Here is a 20,169-nt window from a genome sequence, read left to right as displayed (position 1 = left end):
GTGGAGCCGCCGCGTCACGCGGCGAGCCGATGGTCGGAGTCCTTGTCGGCCAGACGGCCGGACAACGCCCTCGCTCAGTCCAGTTCGAGGACCAGCTTGCCCACGTTCTCACCGCGGAACAGCATCTGCAGCGTCTCCGGGAAGTCGTCCACGGTGCCCTTCACGACATGCTCCTTGACCTTGATCCGGCCGTCGGCGATCCAGCCGGCGATCTCCTGCGCGGCCTCGGCGTAGCGCTTGGCGTAGTCGAAGACGACGAACCCCTCCATACGGGCGCGCCGCACGAGCAGCGACAGGTAGTTCGACGGGCCTTCGACCTCGCCCTCGCTGTTGTACTGGCTGATCGCCCCGCACACCACCACGCGTGCCCTCATCGCCAGACGGGTGAGCGCGGCGTTCAGGATGTCCCCTCCGACGTTGTCGAAGTAGACGTCGATGCCGTCCGGGACGAGGTCACGCAGGGCCCGCTTGACGTAGCCCTCGCGATAGTCGATCGCCGCGTCGAAGCCGAGCTCTTCGGTGAGGAGCGCGCACTTCTCCGGCCCGCCCGCGATGCCCACGACACGGCAGCCCTTGACCTTGGCGATCTGGCCCACCATGGTGCCGACGGCACCGGCCGCCCCGGACACCACGACCGTCTCGCCGTCCTTCAGCGCGCCGACGTCCAGCAGGCCGAAGTAGGCCGTCATGCCGGGCATGCCGAGGGCACCGAGGTAGGTGGACAGCGGCGCGAGCGAGGTGTCGATCTTCAGGGCGCCCTTGCCGTCGGAGACGACGTGCTCCTGGACGCCGAAGGTACCCACGACATGGTCGCCGGGCTGGAACCCGGGGTGGTTGGAGGCCGTCACCTCGATGACCGATCCCGCGCGCATCACCTCGCCGATCCCTACGGGCGGCAGGTACGAGGGGCGGTCGTCGAGCCAGCCGCGCATGGCCGGGTCCAGCGAGATGACCCGCGTCCGGCCCGCGAACCGGCCCGGACCGGGCGCCTCGACGGGTGCGGAGTGGTGCTCCCAGTCCTCGGGTCGCACCGCGCCCGAAGGGCGAGCTGCCAGACGGATTTGGCGGTTGGTCGCAGACATGGGGGCCTCCTGTCGGTCACTGGACGACCATGACCATACCGACCGGTAGGTATGAATGCGAGTATGAGCTACGACACCCGCGTGCCGTGCCCGGCGCCGGCCGAGGACATGGACCCGGGCGGTGCCCGTCCGGCGCTCCGTACCGGAACACCGGGGCGGCCGGCCGGGAACCTTGCCCGGACGGCCGCGCACGCGTGCACGAAGCAGGCGTCAGCCGATCTCGATGAGCAGATCCCCCGCCTCGACCTGCTGGATCTTCCCGATGGCCAGGCGCGCGACCGTGCCCGCGCACTGGGCGGTGATGGACGCCTCCATCTTCATCGCCTCGATGGTGGCCACCGTCTGCCCCGCGGACACCGCCGCGCCCTCCTCCACCTGGAGCGTCACAACGCCCGCGAACGGCGCGGGGACGTGCTTGTCGTTGCCGCGCTCGGCCTTCTCCGCGGCCTTGACCTCGGTGGCGACGGACTTGTCCCGTACCGCCACCGGGCGCAGCTGGCCGTTGAGCGTGGCCAGCACCGTACGGAAGCCCCGTTCGTCGGCCTCGGAGATCGCCTCCAGCTCGATCAGCAGGGTGACACCGGCCCCCAGGGTGACCGTGTGCTCGGTGTCCGGCTCCAGGCCGTAGAAGAAGTCCTGCGTGGGGAGTACGGACGTGTCCCCGTACGCCTCGCGATGTGCCTCGAACTCCTTGGTCGGGCCGGGGAACAGCAGCCGGTTCAGCGTCGCCCGCCGGTCCCGGTCCAGGCCCTCGCGGTCCTCGTCCGACAGGGTCGGGACCTTGGCCTGCGCGGGGCGGCCCTGGAGTGCGCGGGTACGGAAGGGCTCGGGCCAGCCGCCGGGCGGGTCGCCCAGCTCGCCGCGCAGGAATCCGACCACCGAGTCCGGTACGTCGAACTTGCCCGGGTCGGATTCAAAGTCGGCCGCTTCGACCCCGGCTCCCACCAGGTGCAGGGCGAGGTCGCCCACCACCTTCGAGGAGGGCGTGACCTTGACCAGCCGGCCCAGCATCCGGTCGGCGGCCGCGTAGCAGTCCTCGATCAGCTCGAAGCGGTCGCCGAGACCGAGCGCGATGGCCTGCTGGCGCAGGTTCGACAGCTGCCCACCGGGGATCTCGTGGTGGTAGACGCGCCCGGTGGGTGAGGCGAGGCCCGACTCGAAGGGCGCGTAGACCTTGCGCATCGCCTCCCAGTACGGCTCGAGTGCGCCGACCGCGTCGAGCGAGAGCCCGGTGGCGCGCTCGGTGTGGTCGGTGGCCGCGACGAGCGCCGACAGGGACGGCTGGCTGGTGGTGCCCGCCATCGAGGCCACGGCGGCGTCGACGGCGTCGACACCCGCGTCGATGGCGGCGATCAGCGTCGCGAGCTGGCCGCCCGCCGTGTCGTGGGTGTGCAGATGCACCGGCAGGTCGAAGCGCTCGCGCAGCGCGGTGACCAGGGTGCGGGCGGCGGGCGGGCGCAGCAGGCCGGCCATGTCCTTGATGGCCAGTACGTGGGCGCCGGCCTCGACGATCTCCTCGGCGAGGCGCAGATAGTAGTCGAGGGTGTAGAGCTGTTCGGCCGGGTCGGACAGGTCCCCGGTGTAGCACAGGGCGACCTCGGCGAGCGCGGTGCCGGTGGAGCGTACGGCATCGATGGCGGGACGCATCTGCGAGACGTCGTTGAGCGCGTCGAAGATCCGGAAGATGTCCATTCCGGTCGCGGCCGCCTCGGCCACGAAGGCGTCGGTCACCTCGACGGGATAGGGCGTGTAGCCGACGGTGTTGCGCCCGCGCAGCAGCATCTGCGTACAGATGTTGGGCACCGCCTCCCGCAGTGCCGCGAGCCGCTCCCAGGGGTCCTCGGCGAGGAAGCGCAGGGCCACGTCGTAAGTGGCGCCGCCCCAGCATTCGAGGCTCAGCAGCTCCGGTGCGGTGCGGGCGACGTGCGGGGCGACGGCGAGCAGATCGCGCGTCCTCACCCGGGTGGCCAGCAGGGACTGGTGGGCGTCGCGGAAGGTGGTGTCCGTGACGGCGACGGCCCGCTGTACGCGCAGCTCCGCCGCGAACCCCTCCGGCCCGAGAGCCACGAGGCGCTGCCGGGAGCCCGCGGCGGGCTCACCGTTCGGCGAGACGTGGGGGAGCTTGGCAGCCGGGTCGATGACCCGGGGCCGCGGGCCGTGGGGACGATTGACCGTCGTCTCGGCGAGATAGCTGAGCATGCGGGTGCCGCGGTCGGCCGTGGGGCGCGCCCGGAGCAGCTCGGGGTGGTCGGCGATGAAGCTCGTCGTGACCCGGCCCTCGCGGAAGCCGGGGTGGTCGAGCACGGCGCCGAGGAAGGGCAGGTTGGTGGCGACTCCGCGGATGCGGAACTCGGCGATCGCACGCCGTGCGCGGCGGGCGGCGTTGGTGAAGTCATGGCCGTGGCAGGTCAGTTTGACCAGCATCGAGTCGAAGTGGGCGGACACCTCGGCGCCGGTGTGGACAGTGCCTCCGTCGAGCCGTACACCGGGACCACCCGGGGAGCGGTACGCGGAGATGGTGCCGGTGTCGGGACGGAAGCCGTTGGCGGGGTCCTCCGTGGTGATGCGGCACTGCAGGGCCGTGCCCGTGAGGACGATGTCGTCCTGTGTCAGACGCAGCTCCGGCAGCGTCTTCCCCGCGGCGATCCGCAGCTGCCCGATCACCAGGTCCCGTCCGGTGACCTGCTCGGTGACCGTGTGTTCCACCTGGATACGGGGGTTCATCTCGATGAAGACGTGATTGCCGCGCTCGTCGACCAGGAACTCCACGGTGCCCGCGTTGACGTACCCGATGTGCTGGGCGAACGCGACGGCGTCGGCGCAGATACGCGCCCGCAGCCCGGGATCGAGATTCGGCGCGGGCGCGATCTCGACGACCTTCTGGTGACGCCGCTGGACCGAGCAGTCCCGCTCGTACAGATGGACGACATTCCCCTGGCCGTCGGCGAGGATCTGCACTTCGATGTGGCGCGGGTTGACGACCGCCTGCTCCAGGAAGACGGTGGCGTCCCCGAACGCCGACTCCGCCTCGCGCATCGCCGCGTCGATCGCCTCCCGCAGTTCGCCGGGCTGGGTGACGTGCCGCATGCCTCGCCCACCGCCGCCGGCGACGGCCTTGACGAACACCGGGAACCCGATGGAGTCGGCGGCCTCGACGAGCCGGTCCACGTCCGTGGACGGCTCCGAAGACTGCAGCACGGGAACGCCGGCCGCACGGGCCGCCGCCACGGCGCGGGCCTTGTTGCCCGTCAGGTGCAGTACGGAAGCGGGGGGCCCGACGAAGGTGATCCCGGCCTCGGCGCAGGCCGCGGCGAGATCGGGGTTCTCCGACAGGAAGCCGTACCCGGGGTAGATGGCGTCGGCACCGGCCTTGCGGGCGGCCTTGATCACTTCGTCGACCGAGAGGTAGGCCCGCACCGGGTGGCCCTTTTCACCGATCTGGTAGGCCTCGTCCGCCTTGGCCCGGTGAAGCGAGTTGCGGTCCTCGTAAGGGAACACGGCCACGGTGGAGATACCGAGCTCGAACGCGGCGCGGAAGGCGCGGATCGCGATCTCGCCCCGGTTGGCGACCAATACCTTGCGGAACATCGAAGTCCCCTGTCGTGTTGCGGGCACGCGGCCTCAAGGTGGCGATGTCGTCCCGGGCGCCGGGACCGGCATCCGCTGTTCCCGTGGACGGTACCGATCAGTAGCGCCCGCGTCGATCTCCCACCAGAGGGAGCTACATCACGTAGGGCCGGTGCAGAAGCATCGACACGGCCCCAGGCGGACCTTAGGTCCTGTTCACCACAACAGGTCAAGGATCCCGCGTCTGCTCTTCGCCCGCGACGCGGACGCCCTCGGCCGGCTTGGCTCGCACACGACGTACCCCTCCCCCCGTGACCGCCGCCTCACTCCTCCCCTCCCGGTCATGCCCTCCCGGTCACGACCGGTCGGACGGGGGCAGAAGCGTGGCAAGCTCGCCCAGGACCCGCGCTGCCGGTGCCGGGTCGACGAGCCACTTCAGATGACTGCCCTCGAGGGTGCGGACGTCGTACGGATTGTCCGGAGTCAGCTCGTTCCCCTCGCGGATCAGCCGGTCCTGCAGGGCGAGCGGCAGGCTCGTGTCGCCGGCCAGTCGGACATAGGTCTTCGGGACGCGGCCCCAGGTCGCTGCCTGCGCCCGGTCGGCGGTGGTGCCGACGTCCAGGTTCTCGTCAGGCTGGAAGGTGTTCAGGAAGGTCAGGAACTCCTCGTCGGTACCGTCCGCGAGGAAGGCCGCCTTGAAGGCCGCGAGGGCGTCCGGGTCCGCGGTGCGGAAGTTGACGCGGAGCACGCCGAGTTCGGCCGGGTTCCCGGTCATCGCCCTGCCCAGGGCAGCGACGTCGACCGTGGCCATCTCCGGCTCGGCGTAGTAGTCGTTGACGTCGAGATCGACCGGGCACCAGGCGGAGACGTAGACGATGCGGTCGATCAGGTCCGGACGTGCGTTGGCCGCGGCCGTGGCCGTGACGCCGCCGCGGCTGTGGGCGACAAGGATCACGGGGCCGTTCCGCTTGGCCCGTTCCAGGATTCCGATCAGGTGAGCGGCGTTGTCGGCGAGCGTGACACCCTTGATCGAACCGGGCGCGGTGGCAAGCCCTTCAAGACCCTGCGGCGCCTGATAGGCGCGGGTGAAGGTCGCCCCGAAGCCGTGGCCGGGCAGGTCGACGGCGACCGAACGGTGCCCGAGCAGGCCGAGTTCGGCCTGGAGCGGTGCGAAGGAGAAGGAGTTCGCGAAGGCTCCGTGAACGAGTACGAACGTCGGTTGCATCTGTCTACTCACTTTCCCGTCCCCGCGGCCCGGCGTCGCGAGCCACTTCACCGCGACCTGCGAGTCGCCGGTGTCCGTGGCGGACCGTCCCGCCGCGGATCGTCTTCGCACCTGACCCCCACCACCCGGTCAGCAACGAAGACGTGAGGGCAGCGTGCGGACAACTGCGTGATGTCCGGTGGTTCACCCTACCCAGCCGAAGATCATCCGCACCACCGGAATGACCCTTTGCCCTCACTGTGGAGGTGGGCCCTGCCTGCGGGGTGGAGTTCTGCGTCGACGCAGTGGCGGGAAGGCCGGTGCGGGCCGTCCGTCGGGCACGGCCCGGCACGAGGCCGTGCAGCCCTGCAGCGGCCACGCCTTGCGTCCCCGCAAAGTCTCCACGGATGGATCGAACCAAAAGCAGTATCCGCGCGTAGCCCCGTAGGCGTCGTCGACGTTACCGCGACCGACCACTGCCTTCCGCAGTCCTGTCGCGCTGATCAACCGGCGCTGAAATACACCATTTTCACGGGGAGTCGAACCACCATGAACACCTTCCAGACCCGCACCGCGATCGCCACCGTCGCGCTCGTGGCGGGGCTGTCCCTGACGGCCTGCCAGAACGACGACAACGTGGGCGCCGGGGCCAGCCCCTCGGGAGGCAAGGCCGGCGCGGGCGCCACTGCGAGCCCCGGCCAGGCCACTTCGACCGGTGGAGGCTCGGGTTCGGGCACGCCGGCGGGCGGTGGGGGCAAGAGCAACGGCAACGGCGGAGGCGACGCCTCCTCGGCCGCCGCCTGCAGCAACGCCAACACCAAGGTGGTCGTCGCCAAGGCCTCCCGCCCGATCAACCACCTGCTGCTCACCGTCACCAACACCGGTTCCGGCACCTGCAACGCCTACGGCGCTCCGCTGCTCCGCTTCGACGAAGCACAGGCCGCCACACAGATCAACGAGGACAGCAAGCCGCAGGCCGTCACCACCCTCGCTCCGGGCAAGTCCGCCTACGCCGCGATCAGGCTGACCGGTGAGCCCGGCGCGGGCGGCAAGGGCTACACCGCGAAGAAGCTGGGCGTGATGTTCGCCCCGAAGAGCCTGACCGGTTCGATCGGCGAGCCCGTCAACCTCAGCCTCCCGTCGGGCACCTTCCTCGACGACAACGCGGAGGTCACCTACTGGCTGAGCGACATGCAGGACGCGCTCAGCCACTGATCCCGGCTCTTGCCGCGTCCGTCCAAGGGGACGAGCCGGACGCACCGAGAGCCGAAGAGGGCGGCGAAAGCTCCCCGGGCCCACCGCCGCCCTCGACCACGGCGGCCTCGTGCCGCCCACCGGCCCGCGTCCGACGCCGCCCACCGGCTGCGTCGGACGCGGGCCGGCCTCTTCTGCCGGCGTTGTCCAGTTCCACTGCCCGGACCGGCACGGGTCCGCCACGGGCTCGGCGGACGAGCCGGGCGATGGTCACCGAGGCCGCGACGCCCGCCCGAAAGGCGCCGCATGATAACTCGTCAGTAACATGGCAATCGCCGATGTGTACCAGCCCACATTTTCCCCTCACATCCTCGTCACAACAGACGTCGTGACACCGCGTCCGCCCGTCGGCGGCCTTCGCCACCGGTGCGCCACTTGGGCCGACAGGCGCGGACAGGACTTCGCGCGCCGCGACCCGCCGGATGGTCACCCTCCCCGCAGTAGCGCTCACTCCAAGGCACTGACGACTCTCCATCAGCCGCCACAAGTCGTCTTTCAGTCAAAGATTGGCGTCAAATCAATCATTGGAGACTCAAAAAAGCGACTGATGGGGCAGGAACGGCCAACTCCACTTTGACTGCCCTTTCGTGATCTTCAAGACTGCGCCTCCGACCACCCCGCACCCATCGGGAACTGCGTGCGGGACCTAGCAGGGGGAACCGAAAGCAGAATGAAGAAGAGCCACTCGAACTCCGCTCGGATGCGGAGGGCCGTCACGCGCGGGCTCGTGACCGCCACCACTCTGGCCTCCGTCAGCGCCGTGGCCGCGCCGATGACCGCCGTCGCCACTCCATCACGCTCCGCGGCAGCGGACGCCGGGATCGGGACCACCGACAAGCAGCGCGTGGACGCCGCTGCCGTCGTGCGCCTCGACCCGAGCCCGGACGTCCTGCTGCTCAGCGACGACGACTTCATCCACGCCATCTGGCAGAAGGCCCGGGACGGCGGGGAGGCCTTCGATGCGGTGCGGCTGGCCGCCGAGGCCGCCATGATGAGCGAGGCGGCCGAGGACCACGTCCAGTTCATCGTGACCGGCATCCACGAGGCGTACGCCGTCGACAAGCAGCGCGAGAAGGACAAGGCCGACGCCGCCCGTGCGGCCCGGCTCGTCAAGTCGCAGGCGCTGATCGCGGTCGGCATCCCGAACAGCCCCGATCTGCTCGACCTGAGCGACGACAACTTCATCCGCGCCGTGATGCGGCACGAAGCGGCAGGTCCCGAGGTCCGTGCCGCCGCCGCGACGGCTCTGGCCGGCGACGCGGCGGCATGGCAGGCGTTCATCGCCAACGGTGCCCGCGAGGCCCACCAGCGCGATGTGGCCAACGAGCTCAAGGAGCTCGAGGAGAGGAACCGCGCGGAGGCCGAGCGCCGCAGGGAGCTGGCAGCCCGCACCAACGCGGCCGCTCTGTTCCGCATCAGTCCGTCCGAGGCCATGCTGGCGCTCAGCGACGACAACTTCATCCGCGAACTGCTGCGCGCCGCACCGGCGGACACCAGGGAGAGCGAGCTGTACGCGGCCGCGCAGCGCGCGGTGCTCGACGCCGACCCGGCCGCCTGGAAGCGGTTCATCCACACCGGCGCCGAAGAGGCGTACAAGAAGGACGACGAGGCGCGCCGCAAGAAGATCGCGGAGGCGAACCGCCGGCTCGCGCTGCAGATCCAGGCCGCCGCCGAGAAGACCGGGATGAACCCGAACCTGGTCGCGGCCGCGAAGAAGGCACTGGCAGGCAGCGACGAGGCAGTCGCGCAGTTCCTCAAGGAGGACAGCCAGTACCGGGCCAAGCGGCAGTCGCTGCAGCAGGCGAACGGCAAGCCGGCCGGTTTCTTCGTCCGGCAGTCCGACGTCGACGCCGGCGAGACGTTCCTCGCCCCCGTGTCCACCGCCTCCAAGCAGGCCGACCGTGAGGACGCCACCTGGGTCGTCGTGCCCGCGCTGGGCGGCCGGCCCGGCTGCTACTCCTTCGAGTCCACCCGCAAGCCCGGCCACTACCTGGCCCAGAAGGACCTCCGGGTCCGGATGGCCGCGAGCGACAACAGCACGCAGTTCCGCAAGGACGCCAGCTGGTGTGCCAAGAAGGGCCTGAGCGGCTCCGGTACGTCCTTCGAGTCGGCGAGCCAGCCCGGCCGTTTCCTGCGACAGCACCGGGGCGACCTGTACGCGGCGGACAAGACCGCCAAGAACCGCTTCGACGCGGAGAGGGACTTCGCCCAGGACGTCTCCTGGAAGATCGTCGCCCCGCTCGCGCGCTGACCGCCGCCCGCAGAGCCCTTTCCCACAGAACCCGCGGTTCCCACGGTTCCCGCAGAACCCACAGAACCCGCGGATCCCGCAGATCCTGCAGGCCTGAGAAGAACGGAAGCACCCCATGTCCCGGATCATCCGATCCGTCCTGGCCGCCGGGGCCAGTGTCGCCGTGCTCGCCGGCGGCGTGACCGTCGCCGTCGCCGACGAACCGGCCACCCCTCCCACCCCGTCCGCCGCCGCGGCCCCGCTGCCCACGGCCGTACGGCTCAAGGTCGAGCACAGCGGCAAGTGCCTCACGATCGCCAAGGCCAGCCTGCGCAACGGCACCGACGCCGTCCAGTCGGCGTGCGCCGACGACGCCGCGAACCAGCAGTTCGACATGGTGCCCACCGGTGCGGGCACCTTCGAGCTGCGGGCCAAGCACAGCGGCAAGTGCGTCGAGGTGCAGGCCTCGGGCACCACGACCGGTTCGGTCGTCCAGCAGTACTGGTGCGGTCAGGGGAAGCACCAGAACTGGCGTCTGGTCACGGTCGACATCGCCAAGGAGCTGTACGAACTGCGGCCCGCCCACACGCCGCAGAACATGACCCGCTGCCTGGACATCGCGTCCGCGAGCAAGGAAGACGGCGCGAGCTCGCGGCTGTGGGCGTGCAACGGCACGGCCGCGCAGAAGTGGCGTATCGAGCCGGTCACGGCCGCCTGAGCACCCGAAACACGCGAGAGGAAACCGATCCCATCATGTCCAGGATCATCCGGGCCGCCCTGGCCGTAGGCGCCACCGTCGCCGTACTGGCAGGCACCGCGACCATCGTGCAGGCCGACGAGGGCACCGACTCCCGTACCGCGGCCGAAGCGGCCCGCATCGCCGCCGAGAAGGCCCGCCGCGCCGCCGGGGACGAGGACCCCGCCACCGCGGCGCACGAGGCTGCCGCGGTCGCTGTCGCCAAGGCGTCGGAGGCCAGGTTCCGCGCCGCGACGCCGCAGACGGTCGTCCAGCTCACGGCCGCCCACAGCGGCAAGTGCCTGGACGTCGAAGGTGCCAAGACCACGAACGGCATCGACGTCCAGCAGTACACCTGCAACGGCACCCCCGCCCAGAAGTGGAACGCCGTCGCCAAGCCGGGCGGCAGCTTCGAGCTGCGCTCCGTCCTCAGCGGCAAGTGCCTCGAAGTGGAGCGGCAGGGCACCAAGCCCGGTGCCGTCGTCCAGCAGTGGGCTTGCGGGGAGGGGGAGCACCAGCGCTGGCAGATGATGCTCGTCGACCCCGTCCGCAAGCTGTACGAGCTGCAGCCCATGCACGCCGACGGGATGTGCCTGGACGTCCCCGGCGCCAAGAAGGACAACGGCGTCAACACGCAGCTGTACACCTGCAACCGGACCGAGGCCCAGCTGTGGCAGGTCAAGCCGGTCGCGTAAGCCTGCCGAACGGGGCGCTTGGGCGCGTCCTTTGAGTACCGGGAGGGGCAGGGCCGTCCTGCGCGGGCGATCTTCTCGGGCCCGGACAGGACCTACGGCCCTGCCCCTCCGCGGCTGTGAACACGTTCTTCTTGTCTCAGGGGGTTGTGAGTTGAGTCGTCAGTGGTGGGGCGCGCGAACGGTGGCGGTCGGCGTGCTGGCCGGCGCGATCGCGGTGGTGGGTGTGGCGCCGGCGTGGGCGGACGCCCGTGCCGCGGCTGCCGCACCGGCTTCCGCGGCGCCGTCGGTGCCCGTCGTCGCGGCCGGTGAGCCGGAGCAGGCGCTGTCGCCCGAGCTGGCAGCGGCCATCGAGGAGGCGCGCCGCCGGGTGACATCGATGGCCAAGACGCACCCGGCCGCCGAGGTACGGACGTCGGCGTGGAACGCGCTGCGGAGTTCCCGGGGCGACGAGGCGCTCGTCGAGTGGCTCGCGCCCGGCGGCGGTTTCGACTACGCGAAGCAGCGTGCACGGGATACGCGTGCCCGGAACAAGGCGTACTGCGAGCGGGTGGTCGCCACGCACACGGTGGAGTTCTCCCCCGAGGTGCGGGCGGCCGCGGCGCGGGCGCTGAAGGGGAGCGTCGCCGAGCAGGCGGCATTCGTGAGGACGGGGTACGCCGAGGCGCAGCGGCGCGACCGTGCGGCGCGTGAGGCCGGTGAGCGGCAGCGGCTGGAAGTCGCCGCCAAGGACCGGGACTTCGTACACGGCCTGGGTGAGCGGGATCCGGGCGAACAGGTACGGGTCGCGGCGCAGTGGGCGCTGCGGCCGGGGGCCACGGACGCGGACGTGGCCGAGTTCTTCGGCTACGGCTGGGCGACCGGCGCGGCGCTGGACCTGGAGGCGTACCGGACGCGTGTCGCCGACGCGGAAACGATGCGGCACCACACGCTGACCCGTCTGATCAGGGAGGCCACGGCGGCCGAGGCGGCCGTGCAGGGCGCGGCGGACGCGGCTGCCGCCCGCGCCGAGGCGGAGCGGGCGTGGAAGGCGGTGTCCGAGCACGCGGACGCGGCGCAGCGCGCATGGCGGGCCGAGCAGGCCGCCGCGGCGGCCCAGGCGGAGAACTGGCGGGCGGTCGCGCTGCTGTCCCAGGAGTCGGCGGAGCAGCTGTGGAAGGCCATTTCGGGCACCGCCGAGGGCAATCGGAACGCCTGGGCCGGGGAGCTGGCCGGAGCGCAGGACGCCGCGGCGTTCTGGAAGACCATGTTCGACCGCGCCCAGGACGGCGAGAGCCGCACCCGGGGCTGATCCCGGCTGACCCGCGGCTGGTCCCGAGGGGTTCGGCCGGCCCGTGACCGGGGCCGGCCGAACGGCATACGACCGCCCCGCCCACCAGGCGTGGGCGGGGTTTCTTGATCCATTCTTCTAGGGGGTTTCCCGTGTGGGGAAGGTTCCGGCCCAGAGCCGGAAGGCTGCGCGCAGGCGTGGCCGGAAACGTACGGAAGGCCGTGTCGGCCGCGGTCGTCCTGGCGGTGCTGGGCACCGCCACCGGTGAGGCCGCTGCCGCGACCGCCGTACCCGGCGAGAAGGCGTCGCTGACGCGGACGCTTCAGTCACTGGACCAGCTCGCCGCGGCGCTGAAGCCGAAGCCGAGTGGTGACGCACCGGCCGCGAAGTCCGAGCTCGACCGCATCAGCGACGAGCGGGACCGGCAACTGGTCGAGGACTTCGCGGAGTTCGACGAGGAGGAAGAGGTTCGGGAGGCCGCCAAGGCGGCTCTCGCGAGCAAGGACCCGAACGCGATACGGCAGTTCCTGGAACACGGCGAGGCCGAGGCCCGCCAGCGTGCCAAGGACAAGCGTGCCGGTGCCGACGTCGCGAACCGCGGGCAGATCGAGAAGCTGCGCGGCACCGGAGGCCCGTTCTTCAACGCCGAGGTCGAGCGGGTCCTCAAGGGTACGGCGCAGGACCGCGCCGACTTCCTGGCCTTCGGCGCCGGCATCGCCAAGCAGCGTGACGAGGCGGACAAGCAGAACGCCGCCAAGCGCGCGGAGGAGAACCGCAAGCGCGTCGAGATGCTGGCGTCGGTGGGCGGCCCCGCGGTGAAGCGGGCGGCGCAGGCCGCGCTGGACTCCAAGAGCGACGCGGTGATCGCGGAGTTTCTGGAGAAGGGCTACCAGGCCGCCGCGCGGCAGGACGCCGACGACCGGGCCGCGCACGAGAAGGCGCAGAAGGAGGCCCAGGAGGCCGCGGAGAAACTGCGTGAGCTGGCCCGCAAGGCGGCCGTCGCCGCCGAGGCCCGCACCAAGCTGATCGCCGCGCACGGCGACGCGGTGAAGGCGCTGAAGAGCGCCTCCAACGCCATGTCGTCGGCGGCATCGGCCGCGCGCGAGGCGGACCGGATGCTGGCGGCCGACCGGGCCGGCAAGCGTCTCTCCGACTACGCCCGGGTCAAGGCCGAGGTCGCACGTCAGGTCGGGTACGCCGAAGACGCCGCCAAGGCGGCACAGGTCGCGGCCGCGCAGGCCAAGGTGCAGGCCGACGTGCTGGTGGAGACCGGTCTGGAGCACGGCGCCCAGTGGTCCGACGTCGCCACGGGTATCGCGGCCGCGTCCGACGCCGCGGTGAAGGCCGCCCGGACGGCACAGCACGCGGTGGACGCCACCGCCGCAGACGCCGCCGGCCTGAACGCCAAGAACCAGGCCGAGTTGCATGAGCAGCAGGCCAAGAAGTGGCGCGAGAACGCCGAGGAGCACGCCAGGGCGGCGGCCCGGCTGGCGGAGGCCGCGGACAAGCAGGCGAAGATCGCCGCGACCGCCGCGGCGCGTGCCAAGCAGGCGCGCCTGGCGGCCGAGCAGGCCGAACGCGAGGCGTGGGAGCACGCCCGCAAGACCCGCGAAGCCCGCGTCGAGGCACAGCGCCAGGCCCAGATCGCGGCCGAGCAGCGCAAGATCGCCGAGCGGGAAAGGGATCTCGCCGCGGCGGCCAGGGCCCGGGCCGAGCGCGAGCGGGACAACGCCGCGGCGGCGCGTGCGCGCGCCGAGGCCGAGGCCCGCACGGCAACCGCCGCCCGTGCGCAGGCGCAGGCGGCTGCCGCCACAGCGGCGTCAGCACGCGCGGACGCCGCGCGTCAGGACGGCATCGCCGCCGAGGCGGACCGCAAGGCGGGGGCCGAGGAGGTCAACGCCCGCAACGCCCGCAACGCCGCGCGCGCGGCCGAGCAGCGGCACCAGGCACAGCAGGCCCGTGCCCGTGCGACCGAGGCGATCGCGGCCTCCGGCCGTGGCACGATCGACGCGGCTGTGGCCCGGTCCGCCGCGGATGCGGCGCGCGCCGACGCCGACGCGGCCGGTGTGGCCGCCGGTCAGGCCCGTAGCGCCGCCGACACGGCGAGCGGAGCCGCGATCAGGTCGCGTTCCGCCGCTACGGAGGCCGCGGGTGCTGCCGCCCGTGCGCGGGCCGCGGCGGCCGAGGCCACCGCGCACGCCGCGCGTGCGAACGCGGCGGCGAACAAGGCCGAGGCCGCTGCTGCCGCCGCCAACGCCGCGGCGAACCGCGCGGAGGCGGAGGCGGCCCTGACCCATGCGGCTGCCCAGCGCGCCAACCAGAAGGCGGCGGAGGCGACGGCCCAGGAGGCCCGCGCCGGCATCGCCGCGCACGAGGCCGCCCGTCTCGCCGGTCTCGCCGCCATGGAGGCGAACAACTCACTCCTGGCCGCGAACCGCACCAAGGAGGAGGCACAGGGCGCCGTCCGCGAGGCGGCCATGGCGCGGGTTCAGGCCGCCGTCGCGGTCAAGGCGTCGGCCGCGGCCCGCAGCACGGCCGCCGGGATCGCCGAACCGGCCAACACGGCCATCGAACTGACGGCGCCGTTCGCCGGCAAGGACGTCGACGCCGACTTCGCCGCCGCGGTCGCAGCGGCGGCGCAGGAGATGGGTGAGGAGCAGGTCGCTTCGGCCGAGGCGAAGGCGGCGGAGGCCGTGAAGGCAGCCGAAGCCGCCGAGGCCGCGGCCAAGCGCGCCAACGCCCAGGTCGCTCCGGCCTTCAAGGCCGCCGCGGACGCGGCGCGTTCGTCCGCGAACGCCGCACGCTCGGCTGCCGCCGCCATGAAGTCGGCGGCGCAGGCCGCCGAGGAAGGTGCCAAGGCCCGCGCGGCCGCGGCCCGTGCCAACGACGCGGACGCGCAGGCCCAGGCCGACGCGAAGCTCGCCCGCCAGGCCGCCAACCAGGCCTACGCGGACGCGACCGCGGCCCGCAACGCCGCCAACCAGGCGGAGGCGGAGGCGGCCCGTGCCCGGGGCGCCGCCGCCGAGGCCGAAAACCACGCGGTGGCCGCGAACAGCGCGGCCGACCTGGCGGAGCGCGAGGCCAGCGTCGCCCAGGGCGCTGCCGCCCAGGCGGAGAAGGACGCCGCGGACGCGGACAAGTTCGCGGAGTCGGCCGAGGGCCACGCCAAGTCGGCCGAGGCCGCGGCGAAGAACGCCAACACGTACGCCCGCGAGGCGGACGAGGCGGCGAAGAAGGCCGAGGAGTACGAGCGCGAGCAGGAGCGCAAGGCACGGGAGGCCGCGGCCAAGGAGGCCGGGAGCAAGGGCGAGACCCGCAAGCTGAGCGAAGCCGAGCTCGACGCGCTGGAGCGCGCCGGTATCTCGCGGGAGGACTACGAGAAGGCCCGCCAGCTGGCGGAGAAGGGTCTCGTCGACTTCCTCGTCGAGAACGGCGGCGAGATCATCGTCGACCTCCTCTTCGAGGACATCAAGAAGTGCTTCGCCGAAGGCGATTTCGAGAGCTGCTTCTGGGCGGTGGTGGGCAGCCTTCCCTGGGGCAAGGCGCTCAAGATCATCAAGGAGACGCCGGCGATCGCCAAGGCCCTCAGCCGCATCGTCGGTGGCATTGACGACTTCCTCGAGAAATCCGCTGCGGCGAAGAATCTGATCAAGAAGTCCGAGAAGATCCTCGAGGGCGTCGGCACGGCGTGCAAAATCGGGGAGAAGACCAAGAACAGCTTCGCACCGGGCACTTTGGTCCTCATGGCCGACGGCACGCGGAAGCCGATCGAGGACATCCGGGTCGGCGAGCGGGTTCTGGCGACCGACCCCGTGGCCGGCAGGACCGAGGGCCGTGCGGTCACCCACCTGATCGTCGGCGAGGGCCGGAAGAACCTGCGGGATCTCACCGTCGACACCGACGGCGCGGCCGGGAGCGCCACCGGCACCATCACGGCCACGGACGGGCACACGTTCTGGGTCGACAACCGGCACGAGTGGCTCGCCGCGCGGGACCTGAGGACCGGTGACCGGCTGCGCACTCCCGAGGGTGAGCTCAGGGAACTGGTCGGCGTTCGCGCCTGGACCCGGCCGATGCGGGTCCACAACCTGACGGTCGACGAGCTGCACACGTACTATGTGCTGGCAGACAGGACTCCGCTCCTCGTTCACAACGAGACGCCGTGCGACGCGGAACTCGAATCCGTCTGGATGTCCCCCAACCGCACCCTCGCCGACAGCTTCAAGTACCACTACGAGAAGCACGCCAAGGCACTCGGCAAGAGTGAAGCGGAATACCAGGCCGATGCCAAGGCATGGCTCGACTCGAATCCCAAGAAGCAGCGAATGAACGCGAGACTGGTGGACCTGGCCGACGGAACGAAGGGGGTCAAGTACACGACCCCGGGCGGAGGCCCCGGCGGAATCCTCAAGGACGGCAAGCTCGTCAGCTTCTGGTACCACGACGATCACTAGGAGAGGTGCGGCGGAGATGGAATTCATGGATTCCTACAGCCTGTGGGAACAACTCATGCGCCCCCCGAAGGGGGTCGACGAGGAGACCAGGGATCTCCGCACCGATCTGCTGGTATCCGACGAGTACCTCCTGTCGGTGAAGAACCTGGTCGAATACGGAACCTTCGACCCCCCGAAAGTCGACGTCTTCTCCTATCTGGACAGACTTCTGCTTCGTGCGGAGAAGATGATCGCGGAGGGGAGCACCGAGGTCCGGGAATGCGCCCGCAATCTGCATGCGTATGCGGCGCTTTCTCGCCAGGTGTACCAGCAATACCTGGAGGTCGGCTCCCAGAAGCAATGACATTCCCACGCAGGCACGGGACCCGGAAGGCAAAGAACACGCTGTCCGGGATGCTTCGTCCGTGATGTTCCATGACGGAGACAGCTACTGACATATCGTCAGTTGGCCGTTGGTATACCGTCAGTCCCGAATGCGGCGGGCACTCACACGAGTGCCCGCCGCACCCTTTCCGCATGGACGATCAGCAGTTCCATGGCGGTACGGGGCAGAGCCCTGTACGGCCTGGGGGGCTGCCGGCCGTGGCGAGCTCCTACCCTAGGGAGCCGGCTCCGCCGCACCTCGTGGGCCCGGCCCTACCGCAGCACGGGCACGGCCTACTCCGCCCACCTCACCCTCCGGAAGGGCCACCGGTCTGCCTCGCCCATGCCCCTCATCCTGCTCCCTCCCCGACGCGTGCGGGTCAGCGCGTGTCGGTTGGCCGCTCACCGCCCCGCGCAGCACCGGGCTCCTACGCTGTGGGCATGGGTCACACCGAGAAGCGGGCCGAAGGGGCGGGGCCGTTCACCACCAGGCTGACCTGGCGGCCCGCCGAGGGCGGCGTCGCGGTGTGGGAGTCGCGGGCGGCGCGCAAACGCGGCACGTTGACGGTCAAGGCCGCCGAGGGCGCAGCGGGGGTCGCGCGGCCTGCGGACACGATGGCCCTCGGCAGGCTGCGGGCCCTCAACGCCACGGCGGCGGTGGCCTTCACGCTCGGCGGAGCGCTGTTCGCGATCGGCGCGGCGATCGCCCTCGGCGGCGGCAGCCCGACGACGAGCGCCTCGGTCTACTTCGCGGGCGGCCTGTTCTTCAACGCGGGCGGTTACGCCTCCCTGCTCCAGACGATCAACGCGCCCACGCTGGGCGGCAGTGCGGACGCGCTGGAGACACGCGACTGGCGCTGGTGGACGTACGAGCCGATGCGGATCGACTGGCTCAGTACGTTCGTCCTGTTCGCGGGGACCCTGGTGTTCGGCCTCAACCTGCTGGACTCGTTCCTCCACGGGCTCTCCGCCCAGCAGACCAACCGGCTGATCTGGGCTCCGGACATGGTGGGTTGCCTGCTCTTCCTCATCTCCGGACACCTCGCCCTGGAAGAGGTGTGCCACGGCCACCCGGGCATCCAGGCGGACGAACTCGGCTGGTGGATCGTGGCGGTCAACCAGACCGGATCCGTACTGTTCATGATCTCGGCACTGGCCGACTTCACCGTGCCGAGCACCGGCAGCCTGGTGAACGCGGGCATCGCCAACTGGGGAACTCTCACCGGCGCGCTGTGCTTCTCCGTCGGCGGTGTGCTCCAGATGTTCGAGCAGCCCCCGTCGGCAGACCAGTAGTGGACGGTCCACCGGCGACGATCGGCAAGGTCGATGGGCCATCGCGGGTTCGCCGAGCCGTGTACTGCGCCTCGTTGTCACGAGCACCAGCGTGTCGTCGCTCCGGACTGGAGCGTGCAGGCTGCGTCGCGTCTTCCAGCCTGCTCGGTTGAGATGATTGGTCGTCCACCGGGCTTTCGAGGGCCTTGACCGCAGTCTTCCACGGCGACGACCAGCACGACGGCCGCAAGGTCAAGGCGCGCTTCATCTGGTCTGGCCTCACCACCGACCGTGCCCACTGGGAGCAGGCGTTCTCTCTCGACAACGGACAGACTTGGATCACCAACTGGCACATGGACTTCTCTCGGCGCACAGCCACAGACCGCCTCATAACCACCGCAGCGACGTCTACGGGGCTCCTCACCGTCGTCACGGCCCTGCGCCACCGGCCCAAACTCCTGAGCGCCACAGTCGGCGATCCCCGCCAACTGTGGCGCTCAGTGACAGTTTTGTCTGAGTCCTTCAGCTGGCCTCTGAGCGGTTGAGTTGGCCCACCTGAGCGCCGGGCGTGGCTCGTTGGGAAGTGTCGACCCGGCTGCTGCTCTTCGAGGGGAGTGAGTCAGGTCGGCCACTGCCGCTTAACCTTCCGGGCTGTCTCGGTCACCCGACTTCATCGGGCACAAGATGTCGGGTCCGGCATGGTGGGTGCTGCCTAGCGTGGTGATCGTCAAGAGGAAGGAACCGGGCATGCTGGAGCGGCTGAACCAGGCCATGGAGCACATCGAGCGCCATCTCGACCAGGACATCGAGTTGGATGGGCTGGCACGCATCGCGGCCACCTCGGAGTACCACCTGCGCCGGATGTTCTCCGCACTCGCCGGGATGCCGCTGTCGGAGTACATCCGGCGCCGTCGGCTCACCCTCGCGGGCGCCGAAGTACTCGCGGGGCGGGCGACGCTGCTGGAGATCGCGGTGCGCTACGGCTACGGCTCCGGCGAAGCGTTCGCGCGGGCGTTCCGTGCCATGCACGGCATCGGACCAGGCGAGGCCCGGCGTACCGGCGCCGCGCTCAGCTCCCAGCCCCGGATAGCCTTCCGCCTCACCATCGAAGGGAACAGCAGTATGCGATTCCGCGTTGTGGACAAGGCGGACTTCACGGTCGTCGGACTCAAGACCCGGGTACCGCTGGTGCACACGGGGCAGAACCAGGCGATCATGGACTTTGTGCGCGGGATCGACCCGCAGGCCCTGGAGCGTCTGGAGAAGCTTTCGGACCAGGAGCCGCACGGCATCGTCGCTGTCTGCGACGACCTGGACCCCAGCCGCGCCGAGGGCACCGAACTCGACTACTACCACGGAGTGATCACCTCCGTGGCCGCTCCCGAGGGCATGACCACGTTGGCCGTCCCGGCCGGCACCTGGGCGGTCTTCACCACCTCCGGGCCGGCGCCGCAGGCCATCCAGGAACTGTGGCGGGACGTCTTCACCGAGTGGTTCCCGTCGAACCCGTACCGCAGCCGCACCGGACCTGAGATCCTGCGCACCCGTCTGCGACAGGAGAAGACCGAGGCCGACGCCGAACTGTGGCTCCCGGTGGAGCTCGAGCACGGCTGACGAAGGGGCAACCCCCTGGGCAGGTGTGTGCAAGCGCTTCGGTTGGCCCCTCGGGCCAACCGAAGCGCTCAGCCACATCCACGTTGCAGTTGGCCCCTGAGCGCCGCACACGGCCCCCAAGTCCGGAGTCGTTCGCTCTCTGGTAGGCCCGCGAGAACCGCAAAGGGATCCATCTACCCTGGCCAAATGATGGGTGCCGGGGCCTTCCCGGTCGGTGACGTGCTGGCAGTTGCCTGCCCCTTCACGCCGGCCAGAGCCGAGCAGGGTGTGACATGGGACTGCGGGTCCAGGACAGTCCGAGAACGGATGTCGCTCACGAAGGCCTCGCCCACGCCCTGACCGGTCGGGCCCCCACCTTCGTCCGTGTCCCGGAGCTGAGCACGGGGAGTCGGTCTGCCCTGCCCCTGGCGGGGTTGCAGCGGGGCTTTCGG

At 70.8% G+C, this 20,169-nt stretch carries 12 protein-coding genes; 9 read left to right on the top strand and 3 right to left on the bottom strand.

What is annotated here, in order from left to right; translation table 11 throughout:
- Positions 1-74: 74 nt before the first annotated feature.
- The 3 genes from ACTWOL_RS33970 to ACTWOL_RS33960 all read right to left on the bottom strand — a co-directional run bounded on the left by ACTWOL_RS33970 (position 75) and on the right by ACTWOL_RS33960 (position 5,874).
- Positions 75-1,082: an NADP-dependent oxidoreductase gene (locus ACTWOL_RS33970; protein WP_474300727.1), complete on the bottom strand. Its 1,008-nt coding sequence runs from the start codon at positions 1,080-1,082 to the stop codon at positions 75-77.
- 210 nt (positions 1,083-1,292) lie between these two features.
- Positions 1,293-4,670 (bottom strand): pyruvate carboxylase, encoded by a 3,378-nt coding sequence (locus ACTWOL_RS33965; protein WP_474300726.1) that lies wholly within the window; start codon positions 4,668-4,670, stop codon positions 1,293-1,295.
- A gap of 334 nt (positions 4,671-5,004) precedes the next feature.
- Positions 5,005-5,874, bottom strand: a complete 870-nt coding sequence (locus tag ACTWOL_RS33960) for an alpha/beta fold hydrolase (protein WP_474300725.1) — start codon at positions 5,872-5,874, stop codon at positions 5,005-5,007.
- A gap of 528 nt (positions 5,875-6,402) precedes the next feature.
- On the opposite strand from ACTWOL_RS33960, the gene ACTWOL_RS33955 reads away from it, so the two are divergent.
- From ACTWOL_RS33955 to ACTWOL_RS33915, 9 genes are all read left to right on the top strand, one after another.
- Positions 6,403-7,068 carry a DUF4232 domain-containing protein gene (locus ACTWOL_RS33955; protein WP_474300724.1) on the top strand — a complete coding sequence of 222 codons (666 nt, stop codon included), beginning with the start codon at positions 6,403-6,405 and terminating at the stop codon, positions 7,066-7,068.
- A gap of 766 nt (positions 7,069-7,834) precedes the next feature.
- Positions 7,835-9,358 carry an AbfB domain-containing protein gene (locus tag ACTWOL_RS33950; protein ID WP_474300723.1) on the top strand — a complete coding sequence of 508 codons (1,524 nt, stop codon included), beginning with the start codon at positions 7,835-7,837 and terminating at the stop codon, positions 9,356-9,358.
- A 115-nt stretch (positions 9,359-9,473) separates the two neighbouring features.
- The gene (locus ACTWOL_RS33945) at positions 9,474-10,055 is read left to right on the top strand and encodes an RICIN domain-containing protein (protein WP_474300722.1); all 582 of its coding nucleotides are present in this window, start codon (positions 9,474-9,476) and stop codon (positions 10,053-10,055) included.
- 35 nt (positions 10,056-10,090) lie between these two features.
- Positions 10,091-10,768, top strand: a complete 678-nt coding sequence (locus ACTWOL_RS33940; protein WP_474300721.1) for an RICIN domain-containing protein — start codon at positions 10,091-10,093, stop codon at positions 10,766-10,768.
- A gap of 151 nt (positions 10,769-10,919) precedes the next feature.
- A complete protein-coding gene (locus tag ACTWOL_RS33935) occupies positions 10,920-12,056 on the top strand; it encodes a hypothetical protein (RefSeq protein ID WP_474300720.1) in 1,137 nt (378 codons plus the stop codon).
- A 176-nt stretch (positions 12,057-12,232) separates the two neighbouring features.
- A complete protein-coding gene (locus ACTWOL_RS33930; RefSeq protein ID WP_474300719.1) occupies positions 12,233-16,489 on the top strand; it encodes a Hint domain-containing protein in 4,257 nt (1,418 codons plus the stop codon).
- Positions 16,490-16,505: 16 nt separating this feature from the next.
- Positions 16,506-16,832, top strand: coding sequence for a hypothetical protein (locus ACTWOL_RS33925; protein WP_474300718.1), 327 nt, complete (start codon positions 16,506-16,508; stop codon positions 16,830-16,832).
- Between the two features lie 461 nt (positions 16,833-17,293).
- Positions 17,294-18,145, top strand: a complete 852-nt coding sequence (locus tag ACTWOL_RS33920) for a hypothetical protein (RefSeq protein WP_474300717.1) — start codon at positions 17,294-17,296, stop codon at positions 18,143-18,145.
- 726 nt (positions 18,146-18,871) lie between these two features.
- Positions 18,872-19,738, top strand: a complete 867-nt coding sequence (locus tag ACTWOL_RS33915; protein WP_474300716.1) for an AraC family transcriptional regulator — start codon at positions 18,872-18,874, stop codon at positions 19,736-19,738.
- The last annotated feature ends 431 nt before the right edge of the window (positions 19,739-20,169 follow it).

It is taken from the genome of Micromonospora sp. IBHARD003 (genome assembly GCF_056106285.1).
Note: the sequence above shows the minus strand (reverse complement) of the source record. Positions and strands in the feature narration are given on the sequence as shown.